14 protein-coding genes are annotated in these 24275 nt (G+C 69.8%); 11 read left to right on the forward strand and 3 right to left on the reverse strand.

Annotated features, from left to right (window positions below):
- Positions 1-52 precede the first annotated feature (52 nt).
- Entirely contained in the window at positions 53-2068 is a 2016-nt protein-coding gene (locus ITP53_RS02065) for an AfsR/SARP family transcriptional regulator (protein ID WP_195893538.1), read from the reverse strand.
- A 590-nt stretch (positions 2069-2658) separates the two neighbouring features.
- Between ITP53_RS02065 and ITP53_RS02070 the strand changes: the two genes are divergently transcribed.
- Both ITP53_RS02070 and ITP53_RS02075 read left to right on the forward strand, forming a co-directional pair.
- The gene (locus ITP53_RS02070) at positions 2659-5568 is read left to right on the forward strand and encodes an AfsR/SARP family transcriptional regulator (RefSeq protein ID WP_195893539.1); all 2910 of its coding nucleotides are present in this window, start codon (positions 2659-2661) and stop codon (positions 5566-5568) included.
- A 198-nt stretch (positions 5569-5766) separates the two neighbouring features.
- Positions 5767-6156, forward strand: a complete 390-nt coding sequence (locus ITP53_RS02075; protein WP_195893540.1) for a MiAMP1 family antimicrobial peptide — start codon at positions 5767-5769, stop codon at positions 6154-6156.
- 145 nt (positions 6157-6301) lie between these two features.
- On the opposite strand, the gene ITP53_RS02080 is transcribed toward ITP53_RS02075, so the two are convergent.
- A complete protein-coding gene (locus ITP53_RS02080; RefSeq protein WP_195893541.1) occupies positions 6302-7741 on the reverse strand; it encodes a helix-turn-helix domain-containing protein in 1440 nt (479 codons plus the stop codon).
- Positions 7742-8175: 434 nt separating this feature from the next.
- Here ITP53_RS02080 and ITP53_RS02085 point away from each other — a divergent pair, with 434 nt between their 5' ends.
- The 9 genes from ITP53_RS02085 to ITP53_RS02125 all read left to right on the forward strand — a co-directional run bounded on the left by ITP53_RS02085 (position 8176) and on the right by ITP53_RS02125 (position 22570).
- Positions 8176-8994, forward strand: coding sequence for a hypothetical protein (locus ITP53_RS02085; RefSeq protein ID WP_195893542.1), 819 nt, complete (start codon positions 8176-8178; stop codon positions 8992-8994).
- A complete protein-coding gene (locus ITP53_RS02090; RefSeq protein ID WP_195893543.1) occupies positions 8991-10082 on the forward strand; it encodes a ligand-binding sensor domain-containing protein in 1092 nt (363 codons plus the stop codon). Before ITP53_RS02085 ends, ITP53_RS02090 begins: the two co-directional genes overlap by 4 nt.
- 957 nt (positions 10083-11039) lie before the next feature.
- Entirely contained in the window at positions 11040-11369 is a 330-nt protein-coding gene (locus ITP53_RS02095; protein ID WP_195893544.1) for a PadR family transcriptional regulator, read from the forward strand.
- Between the two features lie 2 nt (positions 11370-11371).
- Positions 11372-11785 carry a DUF1048 domain-containing protein gene (locus tag ITP53_RS02100; protein WP_195893545.1) on the forward strand — a complete coding sequence of 138 codons (414 nt, stop codon included), beginning with the start codon at positions 11372-11374 and terminating at the stop codon, positions 11783-11785.
- On the forward strand, positions 11785-12591 hold the full coding sequence (locus ITP53_RS02105) for an ABC transporter ATP-binding protein (RefSeq protein WP_195893546.1): 807 nt from the start codon (positions 11785-11787) through the stop codon (positions 12589-12591). Before ITP53_RS02100 ends, ITP53_RS02105 begins: the two co-directional genes overlap by 1 nt.
- A gap of 9 nt (positions 12592-12600) precedes the next feature.
- Complete coding sequence (locus tag ITP53_RS02110; RefSeq protein WP_195893547.1) at positions 12601-13362, forward strand: ABC transporter permease; 762 nt, start codon at positions 12601-12603, stop codon at positions 13360-13362.
- 18 nt (positions 13363-13380) lie between these two features.
- Positions 13381-14580 (forward strand): cytochrome P450, encoded by a 1200-nt coding sequence (locus ITP53_RS02115; protein WP_195893548.1) that lies wholly within the window; start codon positions 13381-13383, stop codon positions 14578-14580.
- A 293-nt stretch (positions 14581-14873) separates the two neighbouring features.
- Complete coding sequence (locus tag ITP53_RS02120; protein ID WP_195893549.1) at positions 14874-15491, forward strand: DUF1707 SHOCT-like domain-containing protein; 618 nt, start codon at positions 14874-14876, stop codon at positions 15489-15491.
- 206 nt (positions 15492-15697) lie between these two features.
- On the forward strand, positions 15698-22570 hold the full coding sequence (locus ITP53_RS02125; RefSeq protein ID WP_195893550.1) for a DUF2341 domain-containing protein: 6873 nt from the start codon (positions 15698-15700) through the stop codon (positions 22568-22570).
- Positions 22571-22961: 391 nt separating this feature from the next.
- Here the strand turns inward: ITP53_RS02125 and ITP53_RS02130 are convergent, their stop codons facing one another.
- Positions 22962-24128, reverse strand: a complete 1167-nt coding sequence (locus ITP53_RS02130) for an acyl-CoA dehydrogenase family protein (RefSeq protein WP_195893551.1) — start codon at positions 24126-24128, stop codon at positions 22962-22964.
- Between the last annotated feature and the right edge of the window lie 147 nt (positions 24129-24275).

Genomic DNA, 24275 nt, shown 5'->3' on the forward strand with positions numbered 1-24275 from the left:
CGCCGCTTGATCGGTCGCCCGCTCGTCCATGACCGCCCGGTGGCAAGACGCCCTACCCAGTGGCGATGAACGGCGGGATCGTGTCTCCGACCGGCACACGAGCCCGTCGCGCTTCTTGGTCTGCTCGACGGGCGCGAGCGGACAGCTCGTCGCGCGGAACGACGGCCGCGGTACGCGAATCGAGAGCCTCCTCCACATGAGCGCGTTCCTTTGAGAACAGCCGTACCAGGTCGTGGAACCCATAGCGCGGGCAGCCAGTCGCATCCTGGTCGAGCGGCCTGGCGAGCTGCGCGTCCACAAGGTGCTCGCACAGCTTCTCCGCGATCGGGAGCGGCACCTCGGCGAGCGCGGCCACCGTCCAGGCGGCGAACCCGCCGGGCGGATCGAGCAGCCCCAGACGGCGGAAGGCGACCTTGGCCGCTTGAGGCAGAGCCCGGTAGCTCAGCTCGAAGCTGCCCCGCACCTCCAGCTCCGCATGACGCAGCTCGTCCAGGCGTCCCTGCTCGCTCTCCAGACGGGCCGCCATCCCCGACACCGTCCAGTCGCTCCTGGCCATCAGCTTGGCCGCGGCGATGCGCAGAGCCAAGGGCAGCCTGTCGCACAGCTCGCCGAGTTCGCGGGCGGCGGGCCGCTCTCTCGCCATCCGCTCTGCGCCCACCATCCGGCCCAGCAGCTCTTCGGCCTCCTGCGGGCTCAAGACGTCCAGGCCGACACAGCGAGCACCGTCCTGGGCGACGAGCCCTCCCAGCGGGGAGCGTGAGGTGATGACGACGCAGCAGGAGTCCGACCCCGCCAGCAGCGGGCGGACCTGCGCGGCCGAGGCCGCGTCGTCCAACACGATCAGCGCGCGCCGGCCTTCGAGCAGGCTGCGGAACAGCGCCGTGCGCTCGTCGAGCCCGGCCGGGATGCTTCTCTCCGGCAGGCCGAGTGCGCGTAGAAACCTGGCCAGCACGGCTTCGGGGCGTAGCGGGGGCGCATGGCGGGCGTGTCCGCGAAGGTCTGCGAACAGCTGTCCATCGGGAAACCGGTCGGCGACGCGATGCGCCCATGACACCGCCAGCCCGGTCTTGCCGACTCCGGCCATGCCGTACACAACGCAGAGCGGAAGTTCCCCGCTGCCGTCCTGCCGATCGAGCAGCGTGTCGAGCGCGCCGAGCTCCCTCCGCCGGCCGGTGAAGGCCGACACCGCGGGGGGCAGCTGGGCCGGCCGGACTCCCGAGCCCGCCTGCCATGTGCCTGACTCGCCGCCCGCAGCCCTTGCGGGCCGTGCCCCGGCACCGGCCCACCGTACGCCTGGTTCGTCGCGCAGGATCGCCGCGTGCATGTCACGCAGCACATGCCCCGGCTCCAGTCCAAGCTCCTCTACCAGTACGGCCCGGCCCTGGTCGTAGACCTCCAAAGCCTCTGCCTGGCGTCCTGACCGGTGGAGTGCGAGCATGAGCTGCGCGCGGATCCGCTCACGCAGCGGGTGCTCGGCCACCGATACACCGAGCACGCCCACCAGCTCACGATGCCTGCCGAGATCCAGCTCCGCCTCGGCCCAATCCTCCAGCACACTCAGCCGCAGCTCCTCCCATCGGGAGGCGACCGCACGCAACGGCCGGGTGCTGATCCCCGCGAGGACCTGCCCACGCCACAGCCCGAGCGTCTCACGCAGCAGCGCGGCCTTCCAGGCGAGCGGCGCCTGACGTGCCTGTGCGAGATTCACCTCCGCCTGGTGGGCGTCGAGATCGGCGGTACGTATCCGATAGCCGCACGCCACGGTCTCGATCAAGTCGGGATCGCCGCCGGCGGTACGGAATGCCTTGCGCAGGGTGGACACGGCGATCATCACCTGGTTTCGTCCTGAAGCTGGGGGCTCGTCCTCCCATATCTGGTCGATGAGCCGCTCAATGGGCACAATCTGCCCGTCGGCCAGGAGCAGCGCCGCGAGCGCGGCCCGTGCCCGTGGCCCGCCCAAATGGACCGGCCGGCCGCCAACAGTCACAATCAGCGGGCCCAGGATGCCGAACCAGGTCTCTGACCTCATCCCGGCCCGTGCCATGGGTGAAGCGATGATTTCGTGCATGACGACGATCCCCCTGATGCGGACCCTGTAAGCAGCGATACGACACGCCTCGCAGCGGGCCCTCCCCATCACTGCCGTGATGGTCCCTGTCTCCCCCGGTCAGGCCTCTGTAGCCAGTGAAGGTCACAACGCCGAGCGCTCGTCGATAGAACAATGGGACCCTGTGAACGACCGCTGGATCCAGCCGAAGGAGCCGTTCCCCACCTCGTACAAGCTGCTCAAGTTACGCCAGCGGGCAGAATCACCTGCCGACCATGGCTGCCCCGTGCATTGACCGCGCGGGCCGTCACCGGCGAACGGCGGTCAGCACCACTCGCACTCACCCGCCTGGATGCTGACAGGCGCCTGCTGGTGAGAGTCGATGTGAGTGGCGGCCCCCACGCCCGCGCCAGAGATCGCCGAGAGCGCCAGTAGAAGAGCCGCGAGCTTTCGCTTGAGCATCTGAGTATTTCCTTCCTGGTGTCCGTGGTCAGTAAGTATGCTGCCAGAGCGCGATTTCAGTCCGTTTACAGAGATCGAGGAGGCGTTCGTCACCCTGGCGGGCAGCGTGTACCGGGGGGATACGTATGGTTCAACAGAACGAACCGGTCATGCCGACGATCCGCATTCTCGGGCCTTTGGAGGTCAGGATCGCGGGGCACGAGGTGACCGTTCCCGGGCGCAACGGTCCCTGGCTGTTGGCGGGGCTGGCACTCGGACTCGGCCGTCCAGTGCCGGAAGATCGGCTGACCGAGTGGGTGTGGGGGCCGGCAGGGGCGAGCGTGGGCGCATTGCGCACGGGGATCTCCCGCATCCGCACATGGCTGCGCGACCAAATGTCGCTGCCCGACGCCATCGAGCTGACCGCTCACGGCTACCGGCTCAACATCGCGCGCGTCCGGCTGGACGCCGCGCGGTTCATGGAACTGACCGAGACGGCGGTGGCCGAGCGTGACCCCGCGCGTCGGCTCGATCTGTTCCAGCAGGCGTTGGCGGAGTGGCGGGCCCCTGTGCTGCTCGGCGCTCCCGAGGGACTACGCGCTTGCCCCGAGGCGCACCGGCTGGACACGGCGCAGCTGACGTGCGTGATGAACCTGGCAGACCTCGCGCTCGTCCTCGACCGGCCGCAGGAGGCCGTCGATCAGGTGGTGCACCTGGCCGGGCGGCATCCTTATGACGAGCGGCTGCACGCGCGCCTCATCACCGTTCTCGGCGCGTCCGGTCGTCGGGCGCAGGCGCTGCGCTGGTTCGAGGCCACCAGGAGGAGGCTCGCTGACGAGCTCGGGATCGATCCTTCGCCTGAGCTCCGTGACGCCCACGCCGCGCTACTGGCGGAGGAGGCACGCGCCAGCGGCCAGGGGACGGCCCGCCCGGCGGTACCGAACATGCTCCCGCCGGACGTGACGGACTTCACCGGGCGCGAGAGGATCCGGCAGGAGCTGCGGCGCTACCTGTGTGACGCGAGCAGGAACACCGTGTCGATCGCGGCGGTCTCGGGTATGGGAGGCATCGGCAAGACCGCGCTCGCCCTGCATCTGGCGTACGAGATCCGCGCCCAGTTTCCCGGCGGGCAGCTGTACATGGACCTGCACGGCACGGGGACACGGACCGAGCCAGTCGATCCGACCGAAGTGCTCAGCCGGTTCCTGCGGATCCTGGGCGTGGGCGGCGACTCGATCCCGCCGACCCTCGACGAGCGAGCCGAGCTGTTCCGCACGCTGATGTCCGATCGCCGGGCACTGATCATCCTGGACAACGCAACCGACGCGGCCCACGTCATGCCGGTACTCCCGGGAAGCCCGTCCTGCGCCGTCATCATCACCAGCCGCAGGTCCCTGGGGGCGCTCGCCGGAGCCTGGCATGTGGATCTCGACGTGCTGAGCCCGTCGCAGGCCACGACATTGCTGGAGCGGATCGTGGGTAAGGAGCGGCTGGCCCGAGATCCCGCCGCGGCCCGGGAGTTGCCGTCTCTGTGCGGCTACCTCCCGCTGGCCCTGCGCATCGCCGGCGCCCGCCTGGCGGCCAAGCGACACTGGACCACCACCACGCTGGTGGCGCATCTCAGCGACGAGCGGCGCAGGCTGGACGAGTTCGCCTACGGGCCGCTGCATGTGCGTGCCGTCTTCGCACTCAGCTACCAGGGCCTGGAGCCGGAGGAGCAGCGCGCCTTCCGGCGGCTGGGGCTCATCGAGGTCACCAGCTTCGCCTCGTGGGCGGCCGCCGCGCTCCTCGATGTCGACGTTCCCGAAGCGGACAGGTTACTCGAAACCCTGGTTGACGCCCAGTTGCTGCAGGTCGCCGCGAACGACTCGGCCGGGCGGACGCGCTACCTCTTCCACGATCTGGTACGGCTGTTCTCGCGGGAGATGGGTGAGGCCGAGGACCCGGCCCAGGTGCGCAAGGACGCTGTCGAACGCATGCTGAGCTGCCTGCTGTCGGTCAGCAGAGGGGCTTACAGCGCGCTGTACGGCGGCGAACACCAGATCGTACGCGGTTCTCCCAAGCGCTGGCGCCTGCCCGCCGACTACGTGGAGGAACTGGTCGCCGATCCGGTGGAGTGGTTCGAGACCGAGCGGCTGACCATCGTCAACGCGGTGCACCTGGCCGCGAGCGCCGGCCACGAGGACCTCTCCTGGGACCTGGCCTGTACGACCTCGATCTTCTTCTCGCTTCTGAAGTACCTCGACGACCAGCACACGACACTCGAGACCGGCTACGCGGCGGCCGAGCGGGCGGGCGATGTCCGCGGTATGGCGGCGGTGCTCCAGCGGCGCGGGATGCTCCACGTGGACAAGGCGCTCTACGACCTGGGGACAGCCGATTACGACCGCTCGCTGGAGCTGTTCCAGGAAGCGGGTGACGTCCACGGCCAAGGCATCGCCCGGACCTACCTGGCGATGGTCGATCGTTTCGTGGGCCGCTTCGACCAGGCCATGGGCCGCTACGAACAGGCGCTGGAGGAGCTGAGAGAGGCGGGCGACCTGGGCACCGAGGCGTTTGTCCTGCGCAATATAGCCCAGATCCACCTCGACCAGGACCGGCTCCAGCTCGCCAGGGTCAACTTCGAAGCCGCCCTGGCGATCTACGAGCCGCTGAACACCCCGCGCGGCCTCGCGCAGACCCTCTACTGGCTGGGCAGCCTCGATCTGCGAGAGAAGAGGTACGGCGAAGCCCGCGACGCCTTCACCAGAACCCTGACCAGCGCACGCACGATCGGAGACCGCGTAGGAGAGTCCCTGGCTCTGCACGGCCTGGGAGAGTCGAGCATGCGGCAAGGACTGCTGGAGGAGGCCGAGGCCGCCCTGACCCAGGCCGTGGACATCACTCAGAGTCTCAAGAGCCGGCTCATCCAGGCCCGCGTGAGAACGTCGCTCGGCGAGCTCTACCACGTGGCCGGCCGAACCGCGGAAGCCGCCGCCCAACTGGAGACCGCCGTGGAGATCGCCAAGACCATCGGCACCAAACCCATCGAGGAACGAGCCGCGGAACTCCTGGATGAGGTTCGTAGCACGATTGACTGAGTTCTTTCCATTCGTCCCAGGCCTGGCCCCACCGTGACACACCCCCACCCCCGTGGAGCCGATCACACCATTCTCCCCACCGGAGCGTTTGTTCGTCACTTGTTTTGTTCGCCGGGCACCACCGACAGCGAACAGGCATTCCTGCGATAGACAGACGACCGACCGCTGCAAATTCCGGTTCAAGGAGGACCGATTCACATGGAGAACTCTCACCGGCGGCGTCCGCGATCAGGAACCCGACTCCGGGCTACCTGCCTGGCGCTGCTCGGAGCCGCATCCATCGCAACCCCGCTGATCGCGTCCCCGGCCAACGCCGTGTCCGCCCCCGCTCGTCTGGCGCTTTCTGCGACGTCAACCTTCGTCGCGTACTCGGGGTCGAGCTTCAGCGGAGACTCGGAAGGCATCCAGGGCTGTGGGCTCCACACCATCAGCTACCACGGGTCCTACAAGTGGTACGCGAATGGGCAGAGCGGGCACCTGTTCAACAATTCCACAGGCAGTGGCGTCCCCCACACCCGGCTCGCCTCGGACGACAACGCGGAATCCGGGAGCGGCTTCGCGTGGGGAAGCATTTTGATCGTCTGCTGATCCCTGACCTGTACCCGCAAGGGGAAGGACTCGAGGCCACCTCGGCATGTCGTTGTCTCATGCCGAGTTCTCTGTCTCATCCACGCATGTAGCTCACCTGGCGCGGCAAACCCGGCAGGAACCGGGGTTGCCGCGCCAGGCGTGGTCACGGTGCGCGGTCGACGATGCGGAAGGCGTGGACCAGGTCGTGGGTGCCGGGGCCGGGAGTCAGGAGGTTGAGGCCGAGCAGGCGTTCTGCGGTGCGCAGGCGGGCCCGTACCGTGGCGCGGCTGATGCCGAGGACTCGGGCGGTCCGCTGGGCGTCCGTGTCGGCCTCGACCCAGGCTCGCAGCGTCTCCACGACGGCGCGGTCGTCATGGAGGGGTTTGAGGAAGGCGCGGGCCCAGCCGACTGCCTCCTCGGTGGTGAGCAGGCCGTCCAGCGAGGGCACCGGCGTGACCTCGCCGACCGGCGGCGGAACGTCGCCGACGGCCAGGGCCAGGGCGAGTTCGGCACGGTCGTGTGCCCTGTGCAGGTCCAGGCCGAGGGCCTGCTCGACCTGACGCAGGTGAGAGGTGACCGTGTTGCGGCTGATGCCGAGCAGCCGCGCCACTCCGGAGCGGGGGAAGGCCAGGGCGAGGCGGGCCACGTCGTGGGTGAGCCGGGGCGCCGAGCCGATCGGCCGCAGGGTTGCCCCGGCCCAGGCGAGCGCCGGCCGCCGGGGGAGCACCCTGGCCAGTGACGCGTGGCCCTGGTAGGTGGCGACCCGTCCCGGCAGCTGACGCGCGACGGCCAGAGCGTGCCGGGCCTGGTCGTACGCCTCCGCCGTCGCCGCCAAGGGGTGCGGGACGCTGATGCCGAGCTCGTAGCCCGGGTTGTCGCGCACCAGCGCCGACACGAGCGCGCTCAGGTCACCGTGCTCTTGCGCCTCGTCCTCGGGGACGAGACAGATGAGGTGGTCGTCGTAGACCGGGCAGCGCACCATCAGGCCCCTGCCGTGATAGCCCAGCTCGTCCTGGTACGTGTCGGCCAGCCGGACACGGTCCTGCGGCGGGCACCGTAACAAGTGCACGCGCACGGCATCGGCCTCCAGCAACGGAGGGACGGACCCGGCCGTCATCCGGCGGGCCATGGTGACGTCGGCCGCCATCAGCGCCATGAAGATCGCCAGCCGGTGCCGTTCCGCCATCCACTGGTAGCGGCCGGCGAGGTCGTCGGCGTGCCGCAGCCGCCGCACGACGTCCAGCACGACGCCGGCGTGGGAGGCGAGCGCGCTCGCCTCGCGGGTGAGCGGCGACGCGCCCGCCACCACCAGCACCGCGCGCGGCACGCGCCGGCCCAGCGCCTCACACTGCACCTGCAGGTCGCCCGCCCGCGTGGCGACGGCGCGCACCCGTCCGTCCGCCACCTGCGCCAGCACCAGCCGGAGCGCGGCGATCGTGCCGGGTGTGAGGCCCGCCGTCGACGCCTCCACCCTTCCGCGCTCGTCCACCACGGCGATGTGCGCGCCGGTCTGCCGCCGCAGCCAGTCGACGAGCCGCTGCGGAGTCAGGTCGGCGCCCTGGAACGCGAACAGCCTCAGCTGCCGCAGTAACTCGTCGAGCATTTACGGATTTCCTCGGCAGGCGACGACGTGAAGCTCTTTCACGCCAACGTCCTAGCACCAACCCACCGTGAAGACACACGTTTCCCCATAACGCGGGAACGCGGATTTCACCGTGCACCGTGCGCACCCGACCGTGCCCGGCTGAGCACTGTGCGCATTGCCCTGTTTCCGCCGCTGCTCTTACCGTCCTCTTTCGCCGGTGGTGATGAAACGGCAGTGCCGCTGACGGAGAGGGAAACTCATGGCCAGGACCTCTTTCAACGCCGCCGCCCTGGTGCCGGTCGTCCTGGCCGCGGCTTGCGGGGGCGGCGACCAGGCGGCGGCACCCCGACCCACGACGGCGCCCTCCACAACGGCACGGCCAGTCCGGAAAGGGCCGCACGGCCTTGCGGATCTCCCCTCGCGGCCGGGCGAAAGTCTGAGGTGATCGAGCGATGTCCGACAGCCTGATACTCCGATCGGACGAGACCGCCGACGTCGTCGACTCGACCAACGAGGTCCGAGACCACGTCGTCCGTACGCTGGCCGGCTACATCGAACTGTCGGCCACCATGCGCGAATTCGAGGACGCGTTCAGCACGCAGGTCCTGCACAAAGCCCACCGGCTGCACGAGCTGATCGAGGAGCGCAGGCGCCTGGAAGGCGAGTGCGAACGCATCAGGAAGACGATCGAGCGCGGCGGCTACTCCCGCGCCGAGGAGCTCGAGAACGACGTGCGCGCGGTGCTCGCGCCGCCCGGCGACGAGGACGAGGCAGGCGGCGGGCCACCGATCGCCGACAGGCCGCCCGCCGACCTCGATGACGATCTCGACGCCGCCATGAAGGAGGGGATCGTCCGGGCGTTCAAACACGTCGTCCTGCCCCGTGTGCATGCGGACACCTCGGACACCCCGTACTCGATTTTCGAGGTGGCCTACTCCGCGTACAAATCCCAGGATTACGTGATCATGGAGGCTTTCGTCATTCAGTACCGCGGTGCGGTCGGCCCGTCGGGGAAGAGCGGTGTGCTCCTGACACGCGCGCAGTTGGTGAGCCGCCTGGCGGAATACCGGGCGGCCGCTCAGCGGCTGGACGCCCGTTACCAGGCGTTGCGCCGGAACACCACTGAGGAGGAACTGCGCGCCCCGGAGCAGACCCTCCTGAGGATGCGCGGGCAGAACGAGAAGTTCCGGCAGGCCATCCTCGCGGAGAACGAGCGCCTGCGCGAACTCCGCCTGCGCCTCCAGGCCCTGGCCGAAGGGACGGTCCGATGAAGGGATTCCTGCGGAGACGCTCCTCCGTCCCGGCCGAGCGCGGCAACGTACGCGAGCTCATGCGCCGGTTCCTCGCCGAGGACGACGATGACGACGCGCTGGAGTGGGACGCGCTGACCACCGAGCACGGCCTGCCGCACACCTGGATCTACGACGTGTTCCAGGACACCTCGGGCCGCATGTGGGTCGGCACCTGGGGCGGCGGCCTCGCCGTACACGAGCGGGACCGCTGGCGGGTGTTCACCCGCCGGCATGGGCTGGCCAGCGACGCGGTCACCTGCGTCAGACAGGACCGGCACGGCCGCATCTGGGCCGCCACCGACGCAGGACTGAACCGCCTGGAGGGCGACCGCTTCGTCGACGCCGGGCTGACCGGCAACAGCATCCTCACCTTGTGCTTCGACCGGCAGCACCACCTCTGGGCGGGCTGCTGGCGCGCGACACACACCGGCGGCGGCCTGTACAGGTTCGACGGCACGACGTGGCGGACGTTCTCCGTCCGGGACGGCGCGCCCGGCCTGGAGATTCTGAAGGTCTTCGAGGACTCGAAGGGTCGCATCTGGGCCGGCACGTACGACCACGGCCGGGGAGCGGGCGTCGGTTGCTGGGACGGGCGGCGCTGGCGGCGCTTCACCCGCCGCGACGGGCTGATCAACGACTGCGTGTACTCGATGTTCGAGGACCCCGAGGGCCGCATGTGGTTCGGCACCCTGGGCGGCGTCTCCATCTACGACGGCACCACCTGGCAGCGGCTGACCACACTGGACGGCCTGGTTGACGACCGCGTGTACGCGATGTCCATCGACGCCGACAAGAAGATGTGGTTCGGCACCGAGGGCGGGGTGAGCCGCTTCGACGGCACCACCTGGCAGTCGTTCACCCGCGACAGCGGCCTGGTGGAGAATCTGGTGCGCACCATCACCCAGGATCGCGACGGCACCCTGTGGTTCGGCACGTACCCCTATGCGAGGGGCAGGGGCGGCATCAGCCGCGCCCGCCGACGCCCTTCCGACCCCACCGCGCTCGCCGAGCGCGCACTGCGTTACCTGCCGCCCCGCCCGCAGCCCCCTGGACGGCTGGAGCGCTGAGGCGTGTCCCGCCTGTCAGGAGAACGCTCTACGATGTCGAGGACATCAGCTTCATCAAGCACGACCCCGACAGGCTCAACCTGCGAGACGATCACGCGCGCCGTTACCGGCACCGTCGACGTCGACTGTCCCGGCCGCCGGCACCTGTTCTTCTTCGTCCGCGTCAAGCCCCGCTACCAGGAATGACGTCGGCCGGAGCGAGCACCTCGCGCGGTAGACCACCAAGAGCCGCCGCAGGCACTCGATCGGGCCAACGCCGAACTGACCAAGTCGGGCGTGCCGGTCGACCTGACGCGGCTCAAGCCCGAACAGCTCGAGCCGCTCGTGGAACACCTCGACGAGTTGACCGTGGAGGTCGACGGGCCCGATCGCCAGGTGCGTGTCTTCTGCGAGTAGGCGCCGTCCCGTTGGACGGACCCCCGAGAGGACGCTGGAACACCCTCCCGAAGCCGCGAGTGGGAACGGCTGACCAACGCCTTCGATCGCGTCACGGGCGACGAGCCGTGACGACGGGCCCGCGATCCACGTGCGGGGGCTGGAGAAAGTCAGACAAGACGCTGCAGGTGCCGCGCGCTGCCGCGTCGGGAGGCGCGCCAGGCCGGCGGATGTCCCGGCGGCGATCAGGTCTGCCGCTGTGTCGTGTCAGCACGGCAACGGCCCGGTATCAGCGCGACCGGCGATGGTGGATGCCATGAACAGTTCAGCGATTGCGGCGCTCGTCGCCGCCGGCGCTCCCGCCGCGTCCGCGACGGCGAAGCCGAAGATCCAACTCGCGTTGACGCAGCCTGTCATCCCCTGAGGGGGCGGCGGGCTCGCTCACGAGCAGCGGTCAGGTCGCCCGCACCCACATGCTTACGCCCCCCGATCACACCTCAGCTATTCGGTGTTGCTAAGTACCGGTAGTCAGTGTTACTTTGTACCAGTAGTTAGCAATGCTGAGTAGCTGAGGGGGTGACGATGGGCAAGCAGTTGACGGAGATGCTCAAGGGAACGCTGGAGGGCATCGTCCTGGCGATCCTGTCCGGCCGGTCCGCCTACGGCTACGAGATCACGGCGTGGCTGCGGGATCAGGGCTTCTCCGACATCGCCGAGGGCACCATTTACGCGCTGCTGGTCCGGGTCGAGCAGCGCGGCCTGGTCGACGTGGAGAAGGTCCCGTCCGAGAAGGGGCCACCGCGCAAGGTGTATTCCCTCAACGCTCAGGGACGGGCGTATCTCGAAGAGTTCTGGAGGACCTGGAGCTTCCTGGCCGAGAGGCTCGAACAGCTCCGCGAAGGAGGTAAGTAGACATGGCCACAGGGTCGAACGAGCCGAAGAGCCGCTACCTGCAGTACCTGGAGATCGTCACCGGGTCGCTGGAGGACAAGCGGCGCTACCGGCAGTACAAAGCGCGCATCAAGCGGCTTCCCGAGAACTATCGCACGGCGGTCGAAGCGCTGGAGCGGTACCTGATGCACTTCGGGCCGGCGGACGGCGCCGGCGCGATGTCGATGTATGAGGACCTGGCCGATCTGTTCGAACAGAGCGCGGCCGACGGCACCCCGATCCGCGACATCTTCGGGGAAGACCCCGTGGAGTTCGTCGAGGCGTTCATGGCCAACTACCCGATCGGACAGTACAGAGCCCGCGAGCGGAACCGCTTCACCAGCGCCGTTGAGCGCGCCGCCGGGGAAAACACCGCAAGAAAGGACAGGACAGACTGATGACGACACAGCAAGCCCAGGCGATCCAGGTGCAAGGCCTGGAGAAGTCGTACAAGGAACTGCGGGTGCTGCGCGGCGTGGACTTCGACGTGGCGCGGGGCAGCATCTTCGCCCTGCTCGGCTCGAACGGGGCGGGCAAGACCACGGTCGTGAAGATCCTGTCCACGCTGCTCAAGGCCGACGCGGGGAGTGCCAGCGTCAACGGCTTAGACGTCGCCACGCGACCCGCGAACGTACGGGAGTCCATCAGCCTCACCGGGCAGTTCGCCGCCGTCGACGAGATCCTCAGCGGTCGGGAGAACCTGGTGCTGGTCGCCCGGCTGCGCCACCTCAAGAATCCGGGCACGATCGCCGACGAGCTGCTCAAGCGTTTCTCGCTGACCGACGCGGCAGCGCGGAAGGTGTCGACGTATTCCGGTGGCATGCGCCGCCGCCTCGACATCGCGATGAGCCTCATCGGCAACCCGCCGGTCGTCTTCCTCGACGAGCCGACGACCGGGCTCGACCCCCAGGCGCGCATCGAGGTGTGGCAGGCCGTCAGGGAACTCGCCGGCCGGGGCACGACGGTGCTGCTCACGACGCAGTATCTGGACGAGGCCGAACAACTCGCCGACCGGATCGCGATCCTGCACGAGGGCCGGATCATCGTCAACGGCACCCTCGCCGAGCTCAAGCAGCTGCTCCCGCCCGCGAAGGTCGAATACGTCGAGAAGCAACCGACCCTGGAGGACGTCTTCCTCGCCCTCGTCGGTGCCGACGGCAAGGACGGCGACGCCGGCAATCACCGCATCTCGGCACGCAAGTAAGGAACAACAATGACCAAGCATTTCTTCGGCGACACCGCCGTCCTGCTGGGACGCTCCCTGCGCCACATCACGCGCAGCATGGACACCATCGTCACGACCGCGGTCATGCCGATCGCCATGATGCTGATGTTCGTCTACGTGTTCGGCGGCGCGATCAACACAGGGTCGGACTCGTACGTGAACTACCTGCTGCCCGGCATTCTGTTGATCACGGTCGCTTCGGGCATCGCCTACACCGCATTCCGGCTGTTCATGGACATGAAGGGCGGCATCTTCGAGCGATTCCAGTCCATGCCGATCGCGCGGTCGTCCGTGCTGTGGGCACACGTGCTGACCTCGCTGGTCGCCAATCTGATCTCGCTCGTGGTCGTCGTGCTCGTCGCCCTGCTCATGGGCTTCCGCTCGGGGGCGGGAGTGCTCGCGTGGCTGTCGGTGGCCGGCATCCTGATCCTTTTCACGCTGGCGCTGACGTGGATCGCCGTCATCCCCGGTCTCACCGCGAAGTCCGTGGACGGCGCGAGCGCGTTCTCCTACCCGCTCATCTTCCTGCCGTTCCTCAGCTCGGCCTTCGTGCCCACCGACACCATGCCCGGCCCGCTGCGCGTCTTCGCCGAGCACCAGCCGGTGACCTCTATCGTCAACGCCATTCGCAACCTGTTCGCCCAGCAGCCGGTCGGCACCGACATCTGGATCGCCCTCGCCTGGTGCGTCGGCATCCTCATCGTCTCGTACGTCTTCGCCATGACCACCTACCGCCGCAAGATCTCCTAGGCCGTGAGAGGAACGACCATGGAACACACCGTCACGACGATGCCGACCGCGCGTCAGCCCGGCTGTCCCTTCGACCCGCCCAAGGAGCTGATCCGGGCCCGCGAGCAGAGCCCGATCATCCGCTACCCCTTCCCCGACGGGCACCAGGGCTGGCTGATCACCGGATACGACCTGGTCCGATCGGTGCTGGCCGACCCGCGGTTCAGCTCGCGCAAGGAGCTCATGCGCCACCATCCGACCATCGACTACGGCGACATCGAAGTGCCCCCGGCGCCGCCCGGCGAGTTCCTGCTCATGGACGAGCCCCAGCACAGCCGCTACCGCAAGCCGCTGGTGGGCAAGTTCACCGTCCGCCGGATGCGGCTGCTCACCGAGCGCGTCGAGCAGATCACCGCCGACCATCTGGACGCGATGGAGAAGGCCGGCCCGCCGGCGGACCTGGTGACCGCGTTCGCCAAGCCCGTCCCCGCCATCGTGATCTGTGAGCTGCTTGGGGTGCCGTACGAGGACCGGGGCTCCTTCCAGGAGAACATCGACAAGTTCCTCGGCGGAGAGGTCAGCGACGAGGAGCTGATCGCGGCCTACACCGCGACCCAGACCTACCTCGCCGAGCTGGTGGCCGCCAAACGCGCCAACCCCACCGACGACCTGCTCAGCGACCTGCTCGACAGCGACCTGACCGACGAGGAGCTGCAGGGGATGGCCCTGATCCTGCTGTCGGCCGGGTTCGACACCACCGCGAACATGCTGGCCCTGGGCACCTTCGCGCTGCTGCAGAACCCGGACCAGCTGGCCGCGCTGCGCGCCGACCCCACGCTCGCCGACCAGGCCGTGGAAGAGCTGCTGCGATATCTGAGCGTCGCCAAGCAGTTCTACAGGATCACGCTGGAGGACGTCGAGCTGGGCGGCCACACCATAACGGCCGGTACGACGCTCATCCTGTCCCTCAACACCGCCAACCGCGACCCCGAGCGCTTCACCGACCCCCACGTGCTCGACCTGCGCAGGCAGGACGGCGGCCACCTGGCCTTCAGCCACGGCATCCACCAGTGCCTGGGCCAGCAACTCGCCCGCGTCGAGATGCGCGTCGCCTTGCCCGCCCTCCTCAACCGCTTCCCCACACTGCGCCTGGCCGTACCTGCAGAAGAGGTCGCCCTGCGCCCGGAGACCGCCGACATCTACGGCGTCAAGAGCCTCCCGGTCACCTGGAACGCGTGACACGAGCCGATGACAGGCGAGGGCGCGTACGGCCCCCTCACCGCTGTGACTGACGGAACCGACGCCGGCCATGTCCGCCTTCGACGCCGGCGCGCTCGCCGGAGCACACGCCGACCTCGCCGACCTCGCCAACGCCTCCGCGAGCGGTGGCGGTGACGACGCCGGGCACGGTTGACGGAACTCCAGGAGGCGCGCTACAGAGGTGACAGACCGGCACGACATCCCCCGTGTCGGCGTCGTTGACCGCCTGCGGCGGGGAGTGACACCGCCACGGGCCAACAAGGGAGACCCCGATGACGACACAGGAGATCCACGTGCAGGGTCTTGAGAAGTCCTCCTCACCCACGCTGCGCGCGTCCGACGAGGACCGCGACCGGGTCACCGAACTGCTGCGCACCGCCGTCGCCGACGGCCGGCTCGACCCGGTCGAGTTCGACGAGCGGCTGGACGCGGCGCTGACCGCCCGCACCATCGACGCGCTGGCCCCGCTCACCAGCGATCTGATCGCGGTGCCAGGCAGCGACGGCGCACCCACGCTGCCGCTCGCCGAGCCGGCCGCCGAACTGCTCACCATCAAGGAGCGGCACGGCTCGGTGCGCCGTGACGGCCGGTGGACGCTGCCACACCGGCTCGCGCTGCGCACCGCGTGGTGCGAGGTGATGCTGGACCTGACCAGCGCGGTGCGCAGCGCGCCCGAGCTGGTCATCGAGCTGCGGGTGAACGGCGGCAACGTGGAGCTGGTCCTCGCGCCGGGCATGGTGGTGGACGCCAACGAGCTGTCGGTGCGGCACAGCACGCTGGCGATCAGCAGGGACGCGGGCGACAACACGCCAGAGACACTGCACGTCCGCTTGGCAGGCCGGATGCGGCACGGCCGGCTCGACACCCGGTGGCAGGCGCCGCGCCGGTGACACGACAGGGCCCCGCCGACTCCGAATCGATGGCGTGCGGTACGACCCCGGCCGAGGCGATCGCGCCGGCGTCGAAGGCGGTGGACTTGGGGGCGCCGCCCGTCAGGCAGCCGCGGCCCGGTCGGCGTGAGTGCGGGACTGCGATGTTCATCGTGGCTTTGCCGGCCGGCCAGAGGGCATTCAACGTTGATCGATGAACTCGCCGCATGCCTTCCCATGTGCTGTTACGCACCCGCGCCCTTGCTCCCGTCGCCGCCGTGCTCGGCGTCGTTCTCGCCCTCGGGGTGGGTCTGCCGGCCGCCCAGGCGGCAGACCCGCTGCCCGGGATCGACGGCGGCGGCACACCCCGCGACCCGTACCAGATCGACTCGGCCGACGACCTGCGCACCGTCGCCGGCGCGATCAACGGGGACCCGGGCGGCTACGGCGGCGCGGCCTACCGGCTGACCGCCGACGTCGACTTCGGCGGAAGCACGTTCGGCGGCATCAACTCCTTCACGGGCACGTTCGAGGGCGCGGGTCACACGATCAGCGACATCGAGCTCGTACGGGAGGCGTCGGCGGGCGGCGAGGCCGACCGCCTGGGCCTGGTTCGTCGTCTGGACGGCGGCACGGTCCGGAACCTCACCCTCGACGGTGTACGGGCCGACGCCGGGACGAGCACCAGCGGCTGGATCGGCGCTGTCGCGGTCGTGGCCACCAACGCCACCCTGACGGGCAACTCCGTGACCGACGCGGAGCTCACGGCGAACAGCGCCGAGAAGGTGGGCGGCATCGTTGCCGAGCTGCACAACGGGACCATCGAGGACAGCCTCGTGACCGGCTCCCTGAGCGCGGGCGAGATGCCCGGCGGCATCGCCGCCTACGTCAACCAGAACTCCCAGGTCCGGCACAACCTGGTGGCGGCCGACCTGACGATGGTCGTCCCGGGCGGGGACGGTGGCACGCGCGGCAACGACGCGGGGCTCATCGTGGGCTACCCGGGCTCGCCCAACGGCTCCACCTTCGCCGGTAACGTCGCGCTGTCCGGCTCGATCGCCTATTCGGGCAAGGTCGACGGGTTCGCCGGCCGCATCATCGGTTACACCGGCTACGACGGCTGGACGGCCGAGAACAACCTGGCCAACGCCGCGATCACCATCGGCGGCAACGCGGTCGCCGGCCCGGGCACCAAGAACCAGCACGGTACGGACGCCACGGCCGACCAGCTCGCCCAGCGAGCGACGTACGAGAACCTGGGCTGGGACTTCACCAACGCCTGGCGCTGGGACGACGCGCTGGGCCACCCGGTGCCGCAGTACACCCCGACGCTGTTCGGCAGCGGCACAGCGGAGCAGCCCTACGAGATCGCCTCCGCCGAGGACCTGGAGCTGCTCACCGCTCAGCTCAACGCCGGCAACGCGCGCTACACCGGCGACAGGCACTTCGTCCTCACCGCCGACCTCGACTTCGCCGGGCGCGAGCCGTTCGGCGGCATCAACCGCTTCGAGGGCGTGCTGGACGGCGCCGGGCACACGGTCAGCGGCCTGGTCTACGTCCCGCAGGAGAGTGCCGGCGGCGAGGCCGACCGGCTCGGCCTGGTGCGGCAGCTCGACGGCGGCACCATCCGCGGCCTCACCCTGGCGGACGTCACGGCCGACGGCGGCACGCGCGGCGGGTTCGTGGCCGGCCTCGCCGTCGTCGCCACCAACGCGACCCTGACGGGCAACGCCGTGCTCGACGCCGACCTCACGGCCACCGGCGCCGAGAAGGTGGCGGGCCTGGTCGCCGAGCTGCGCGGCGGCTCCGTCACCGACAACTGGGTGCGCGGCACGATCAGCGCGCACAAGATGCCGGCGGGTCTCGTGTCCTACACGAACAACGGCGTGACGGTCCGCAACAACCTCGTCGACGCGGACCTCACCGTGGCGGCCGACGGCGGCGCGGGCGGCACCCGCGGCATCGACGCCGCGTACGTCGTGGCCTACCCAGGCAACCCGAGCTCCGGCAGCTCGTTCACCGGCAACGTCGCGCTGCCCGGCTCGATCGCCTATTCGGGCAAGGTCGACGGTTTCGCCGGCCGCGTCGTCGGCTACACGGGGTATGACGGCTGGACCGCGCAGGACAACCTCGCGAGCAGCGAGATCACCATCGGCGGGCAGACGGTTACCGGCCCTGGCACCAAGAACCAGCACGGGACCGACTCGACGGCCGACGCCCTCGCGCGTCAGGCCACCTACGCCGCCCGCGGCTGGGACTTCGCCGAGAAGTGGCGCTGGGACGACGAGTTCGGCCATCCCGTGCCGAAGTACGTCTCCTCGGTCGAGGCGCCGAACCGGATCACCACCACCTTCTACGGCGACCCGGGCACGCAGCGCGCCTTCACCTGGTACTCGACGCTGGACACGGGCAGCGCCGCCGCCGTGCTGAGCACGGACCGGGAGTTCCCCGAGGGCTCGGCCACGGTGACGGTCGAGGCGCAGCGTGAGGAGAGCGAGGACGGGGAGACCTTCTACCGCGCCATCGCCCGCGACCTGCGGCCAGGCACCACCTACTACTACCGCGTGGGCGACGCGGCCGAGCAGGTGTGGAGCGCCACCGGCACGTTCGTCACGGCGGACGGCGGGGACGAGGACTTCACGTTCGTCGACCTGACCGACACGCAGTCGCAGAACCTGGCCGAGGCGGAGCTCTCGGCGCAGACCATCGCCAAGGCGCTCAAGCACGTGCCGGACGCGGAGTTCGTCATGCACAACGGCGACGTCGTCGAGGACGGCGGCCGGGAGCAGGACTGGAAGGACCTGCTCGACTCCGCCCGCCCGAGCCTGCTGAGCACCACGGTCGCGCCGGCGTCGGGCAACCACGACGCGGCGGCGAACGCGTTCGCCGACCACTTCACGCTGGAGGGCCCGCAGGACCAGGACCGGTCCGGCGGCGTGTACTACTCGTACACGTACAACAGGGCGCACTTCATGGTGCTCAACACCAACGAGGGCGGGGCCGAGGGAATCTCCCAGAAGCAGATCGACTGGCTCCGGGCCGACGCCGAGGCCGCGCGCGCCGCCGGTGCCCAGTGGCTCGTCCTGTCTATGCACAAGGGCGCCTACACGACGGCGAACCACCTGGACGACGAGGACGTCATGGCGATGCGCCGCACGCTCGTGCCGGTGATCGACGAGCTGGACATCGACCTGGTGCTGCAGGGCCACGACCACGTGATGAGCCGGTCCAAGGTGCTGGCCGCCGACCCCAAGGGCGTTGAGGGCGCCCGCCCCGTCGAGACCACCAAGATCACCGAGGTCCGCGACGGAAAGCGCATCGAGTACGCGGTGGATCCCAAGGGCACCGTCTACTTCCTGCCGAACACCGCCGGTGCGAAGCACTACACGCAGGCCACCAACCCGCAGGGTGTGGACCTGGAGCCCTACCTGCGGCTGTTCGACCGCACCGGTGAGCAGTCAGGCGAGAACTTCACGGCGGTGAACGTCACGGCCGGCCGCCTCACGGTGAACGTCTACGACATCCGCGACCGCGGTGTGCCACGCCTCTTCGAGGGCTTCGGCATCGACCGCGCGATCTCCCCGGTCGCCGCCCGGATCGACGAGCTGCCCGCCGTCGACGACGTCACGCTGGAGGACGCCGAAGCGGTGGCCGCGGTGCGCGACGCCGTCGACGGTCTCACCGAGGCGCAGCGCGGTGCCGTGACCGGGCTGCCGCGCCTGGAGGCCGCCGAGCGGCGGCTGCGCGAGCTGGGCGGCCTGGTGTCCACGGACGGCAAGACCGTGGCCTGGGCCGACCCCGACGCGACCGCCCGCCAGGTGGTCACCGTCCGCAACGACACCGCGTCGGACTTCACGGGCACGCCGGTGCAGCTCCGCATCCCGTCGGCGCCCGGCGTCGAGCGGGACGAGCTGGCCTTCTTCGCCGCCGACGGCGCACCGCTGCCGTTCGAGGTGGAGACCTGGCAGCCGGGCAGCACCTCGACGGTGTGGGTCCGGGTGCCGAGCCTGCCCGCCGCGTCGGCGCAGCAGGTGTGGGCCTACTTCGGCGGCGGGGCGCCCGGCAACGACCCCACGGCCGTGTGGGGCGAGGCGTACTCCCTGGTCGAGCACTTCGGCGGCGGCACCGCGAGCGGCGAGCGCCGCACCGACTCCACGGGCCGGCGGGCCGGCCTCGTGGTGGGCGACGACCTGGCCACCGGCGCCTCGGAGCGGGGCACCGGCCAGGCACGGTTCGAAGGTTCGCGCCTGCAGTACCCGGGCGACGTCGGCGGCGGTCACGACCGCATAGCGATCAGCGGCGTGTACTCGCTCACCGAGGAGGACCTGGCCGCACTGGACTCGGCAGCCCCCGTGGTCGCGAAGGAGAGCGCGACCGGTGACGGGCAGCTCACTTTCTGGCAGGGCGTGCGGCCGGACGAGCGGCAGGTCGGCACGCGCCTGGCGGGCAACAGCTTCGAGTTCGGGAACGTCGACCTGAGCCACAGGTTCGGCTTCCCGGCCGACGGCGAGCCGCACCTGGTCACTCAGACCTACGACGGCATGACGTACTCGGTGTTCGTCGACGGCCGCGAGGTGCACAGCCAGATGGTCGAGTACCGCAGCACGTTCTCGGACCCGGCCGTGCAGACGACGATCGGCGACTCCTACACGAACGACGGCACCCTCCGGTCGCCGTTCCGTGGCCTGGTCGACGAGGTGCAGATCGCGGGCGTGGCGTTCACGCCCGACTTCGAAGCCCTCCGGTACGCGAACCTGTTCGGCGACGCCGTGAGCTTCGGCGAGCGGGTCGAGCGTGCGGACGAGCGCCTGACGCTGGTGGTCGGCACCCCGCGTGCGGACGGCACGCTGGAGACAGGTCTGGTCGAGGTGACCGGCACGGTCAGCCGGCGCGCGGTGCTCACCGCGCAGGTGGCCGGCGAGCGGGTGCTCAACCAGCGGGTCGACGCCGGGCCGTTCACGGTCCGCGTGCCCGTGAACGAGACCGGCGAACAGACGCTCACGGTGGGCGCCGCCGCCGTCGGCCGGTCCGGTGGGGCCGGTTCCGGTGGGGCCGGTTTCGGTGGGCCGCGCGACGTGGCCGAGCCGGTCGAGGTGCCGGTCACGGTCGAGGACACCGTGGCACCCGCCGCGCCGGAGGTGAGCGACGACGCGTCGTCCGCCTCCGGGCGGAACCCGAGCGTCACACTGAGCGCGACGCCGCAGACCAAGGACCGCGAGCGGGTCGAGGCCACGTTCTACGCGGGCCCGACCATCCCGCTCGACGACTCGAACGTCGTGGTACGCAGCGGGACCACCCCGGACCGGGTGCCCGACGCGCTGACGCCCGGCAGCGGCACCGTCAGCGAGCAGCTGCTGCCGACGACGGTGGGCGCGAACGAGAACCCGTTCCAGGTCTACGAGATCTCGCTGACCGACGAGCAGGCTGAGCAGAAGGAGTTCCACCTGACCTGGACGGGCTCGGGGGACGAGCGCACCGTCTCGGCCCACGTGTACGACCACGCGGCCGGCCGCTGGATCCTGAAGGACTCCGGGTCGGACCCGTCCGGCGCCGCGGTCGAGCTGGACGTGACCGCCCGCGCCGACGAGAACGTCGTCGCCGAAGGGAAGCTGCACCTGCTGGTCTGGCGCGGCCTGACCGCGCTGCCGGGCGAGGAGGGCGACGACATCGAGTCGCTGCCCGCCGCCGACCGGTACGACTGGGCGTTCGACCACGTGCCGGACTCCCAGCTCTACGCGCAGGCGACGCCCGACCTCATGACGCACCAGTTCGAGTACGTCGCCGGCGTCGCGGCAGAGCGCAAGACCAAGCTGGTGCTGCAGTCGGGCGACTGGGTCAACCGCGAGTACCTGTCGCAGGCGTACCAGTGGGAGAACGCCGAGCCGTCGGCGCGAGCGCTGGAGGACGCAGGCCTGCCGTACATGATCTCGTGGGGTAACCACGACTACTCGGACGCGCGCAACGGCCGTGTCATGCTGCCGAAGTACTTCCCGATGGAGCGGTTCGAGAAGAGTCTCGAGGGCAGCCCCTGGCGGTTCGCGGGCAGCGACAACATCGACAACTACTACTACACGGCCGAGATCGACGGGGCGAAGCTCCTGCTGCTCACCGTCGGCTTCTTCTCCGCGGACAACGCCGGCGACGCCGGACTGGCCTGGGCCAAGGACGTCATCGAGGCCCACCCCGGCCACGCGGTGATCCTCGCCAACCACAACTCGGTGAACCAGGGCGTCAACGGCTGGTCGAACGACAACGTCACCAGAGCGCTGGTCGATCCGTACCCGAACGTCAAGCTGGTGCTCGGCGGCCACATCGCCGGCACCGGCGTCGCCTCGCGGCAGACCGCGGACGGCAACCGTGCCTACGGCGTCCTGACCGACTACCAGTCGCGCGTCTTCGGCGGGCAGGAGTACCTCAAGCACATCAGCGTCGACGCCGAGAACGACCTGATGTACTTCAACACCTGGTCGCCCCTGCTGGGCAAGGCGACGTCCGACGGGAACTGGCACCACGAGGTGCCCGAAGGCACGATCCCCGGTTTCCACGGCGCGGACACGGAGAACTTCGCCCTGGAGATAGACCTCGGCGGCAGCACGACGCGTACCCTCGCGGCCGAGTCGCTCACCGTCGCGGCCGGCGCGCGGCAGCAGGTCGGGGACGTGCGGTCGGCGGTCGGCGCCGAGCAGGTCTCGGTGGTGCTGGACGACGTCGAGGGCGGCGGCTCCTACGAGTGGTACGCCGAACTGCGCGACCCGGCGGGGCACGTGACCCGCAGCGCCGTCAGCACCTTCACCGTGGCCGAGGCGCCGGCGTCGCCCGCATGGGACGCCGGGACCGTGTACACCGCGGGCCACGATGTGACCTACCGCGGCGCCGTCTGGCGGGCGGCGTGGTGGACCCGCGACCAGGCGCCGGGCGACCCGAACGGGCCGTGGCAGGAGATCGCCACGACCGACGACGGCACCGCCGTCTGGACACCGACCCGCATCTTCGTGGCCGGTGACGTGGTGGAGCACCGCGGGCAGCGGTACGAGGCCGCATGGTGGACCCGCAACCAGGAGCCGGGCAACCCGCACGGACCGTGGCGCCCACTGAGCTGACCCTGGATTTGGTTGTGGGCCTGATCGTTGCGACTAGCTACTCGATTCAGGCCCAACGATCGCGCCCACAACCAATTTTCCGCTTCTGCCCGTGCTGGACGACCTGGCGGGCGTGATCGGGGCGACGCCCCCGGCGCAGGACAAGGCACCGACACCATGCGGCGATCTCGACGTGATCTCGCTACGCCGGCACCTGCTGGGCGGGATCGGGTGCCGTTCGCCCCCGAGGTGCCGGTACTCGCCCAGGCCCGCACGCGCGGCTCCGATCAGCTCCTCGACTCGCCGCTTCTCGGTGGTCCTGCCGACGAGAGCATCGGATCGGTAAGCCAGTGTCCGGATATCGTCAAACGGTATCGTCGCGTACTGGATGATTCCCGTGGCAACCGGTTGCCTACGCCTCCAGTCCGAGGACGACCCAGGACTCGCCCGGCGCCAGCCCCGCCAGTTCCCTGCCGCACGCGGCGAGTACCGCGGGCCCGGAGGTGATGTGCGCCATGCCGGCGTGCACGTCCCTGAACAGCCGCTGGATCAGCCCGTCGCGGAGCGCCGTGGTGCCGCCCGAGGTGTAGACGAACCTGGACACCTCGGCGACGGTCGAGGTGATGTGGTTGAGCGCGAGCCGCACCATCGTCTCCTGCCGCACGTCGAGCCGGCCGCCCGACCCCAGGGTGAGCTCGGTGTCGTGCCACGTCTGGTGCACGAGCGCCGCCGCGGCCCGGAACTTGGCCTCCGTACGGGCGAAGTCGGCGTGGAAGGCATCGCTGCCGGCGAGCTGGCCGGGCCGCCCTGCGCGTGCGCCCGCGTGACGGACCATCTCGTCGAGCAGGCGGCGGCCGACGCCGAGCGCCCAGCCGGAGTGGCAGAGCAGGGCCTCGTCGAGCACGCCGAGCCGGTAGATCGCGCCGCCGCGCAGCGGCTCGTTCTGCGCGAACGGGTGCGTCTGCGACTCCGGCACGAAGACGTCCTCGATGGCGTAGTCGATGCTGCCCGTGGCGCGCAGGCCCATGACGTCCCAGTTGCCGAGCATCGTGACGTTCTCGACGGGCGTGACGAACATCCGGGGCTCGCCGGTGCCCTCGACGATGGCCAGGTTGTGGGTGTACTGGGCGTGCAGCATCCCGGAGCCGAAGCTCCACCGCCCGGTGAGGCGGAAGCCGCCGTCCACGGGCACGGCGGTGCCGGGGCGGGTGCCCTGACCCGCGAACAGCGGGATCGACGGGCCCTTGAAGATCCGCTCAACGGCCTCGTCGCCGAGGTAGGCGCCGGCCGCACCGTTCTCGAACGTGGTGATCATGGCTACCCAGCCGGTGGAGGCGTCGGCATAGGAGAGCTCCTCGATGACGGCGAGCAGCTCTGTGGGTGACAGCTCGGCGCCGCCGAGCGGCGCGGGCGCCCACATGCCGGAGATGCCCGACTCGTGCAGGGCGTCGACGACGGGGGCGGTGAGCCTGCCCTGAGTCTCGGCCGTGTCCGCCTCGCGCTCGATGAGGGGACGCAGGTCGCGGGCCCGCTCGAGCAGGGCGGAGCCCGCGCGGTGGAGCTGCGGAGTGTTGGTCATGTCGGGAAGACCCCTTTTGCGATCTTCGGCGACGCGCTCGCGTCCGCCCTCGGACGCCGCCGCATCGCGCACGTGATGGCATAGACAATGTAATGATTAGACATAATATAAGCTGAAATCAGAGGTTGATCATCACGTAAGCTGGCA

This window comes from Nonomuraea cypriaca (assembly GCF_015645445.1).
GTDB classification, from domain to species: Bacteria; Actinomycetota; Actinomycetes; order Streptosporangiales; family Streptosporangiaceae; genus Nonomuraea; species Nonomuraea cypriaca.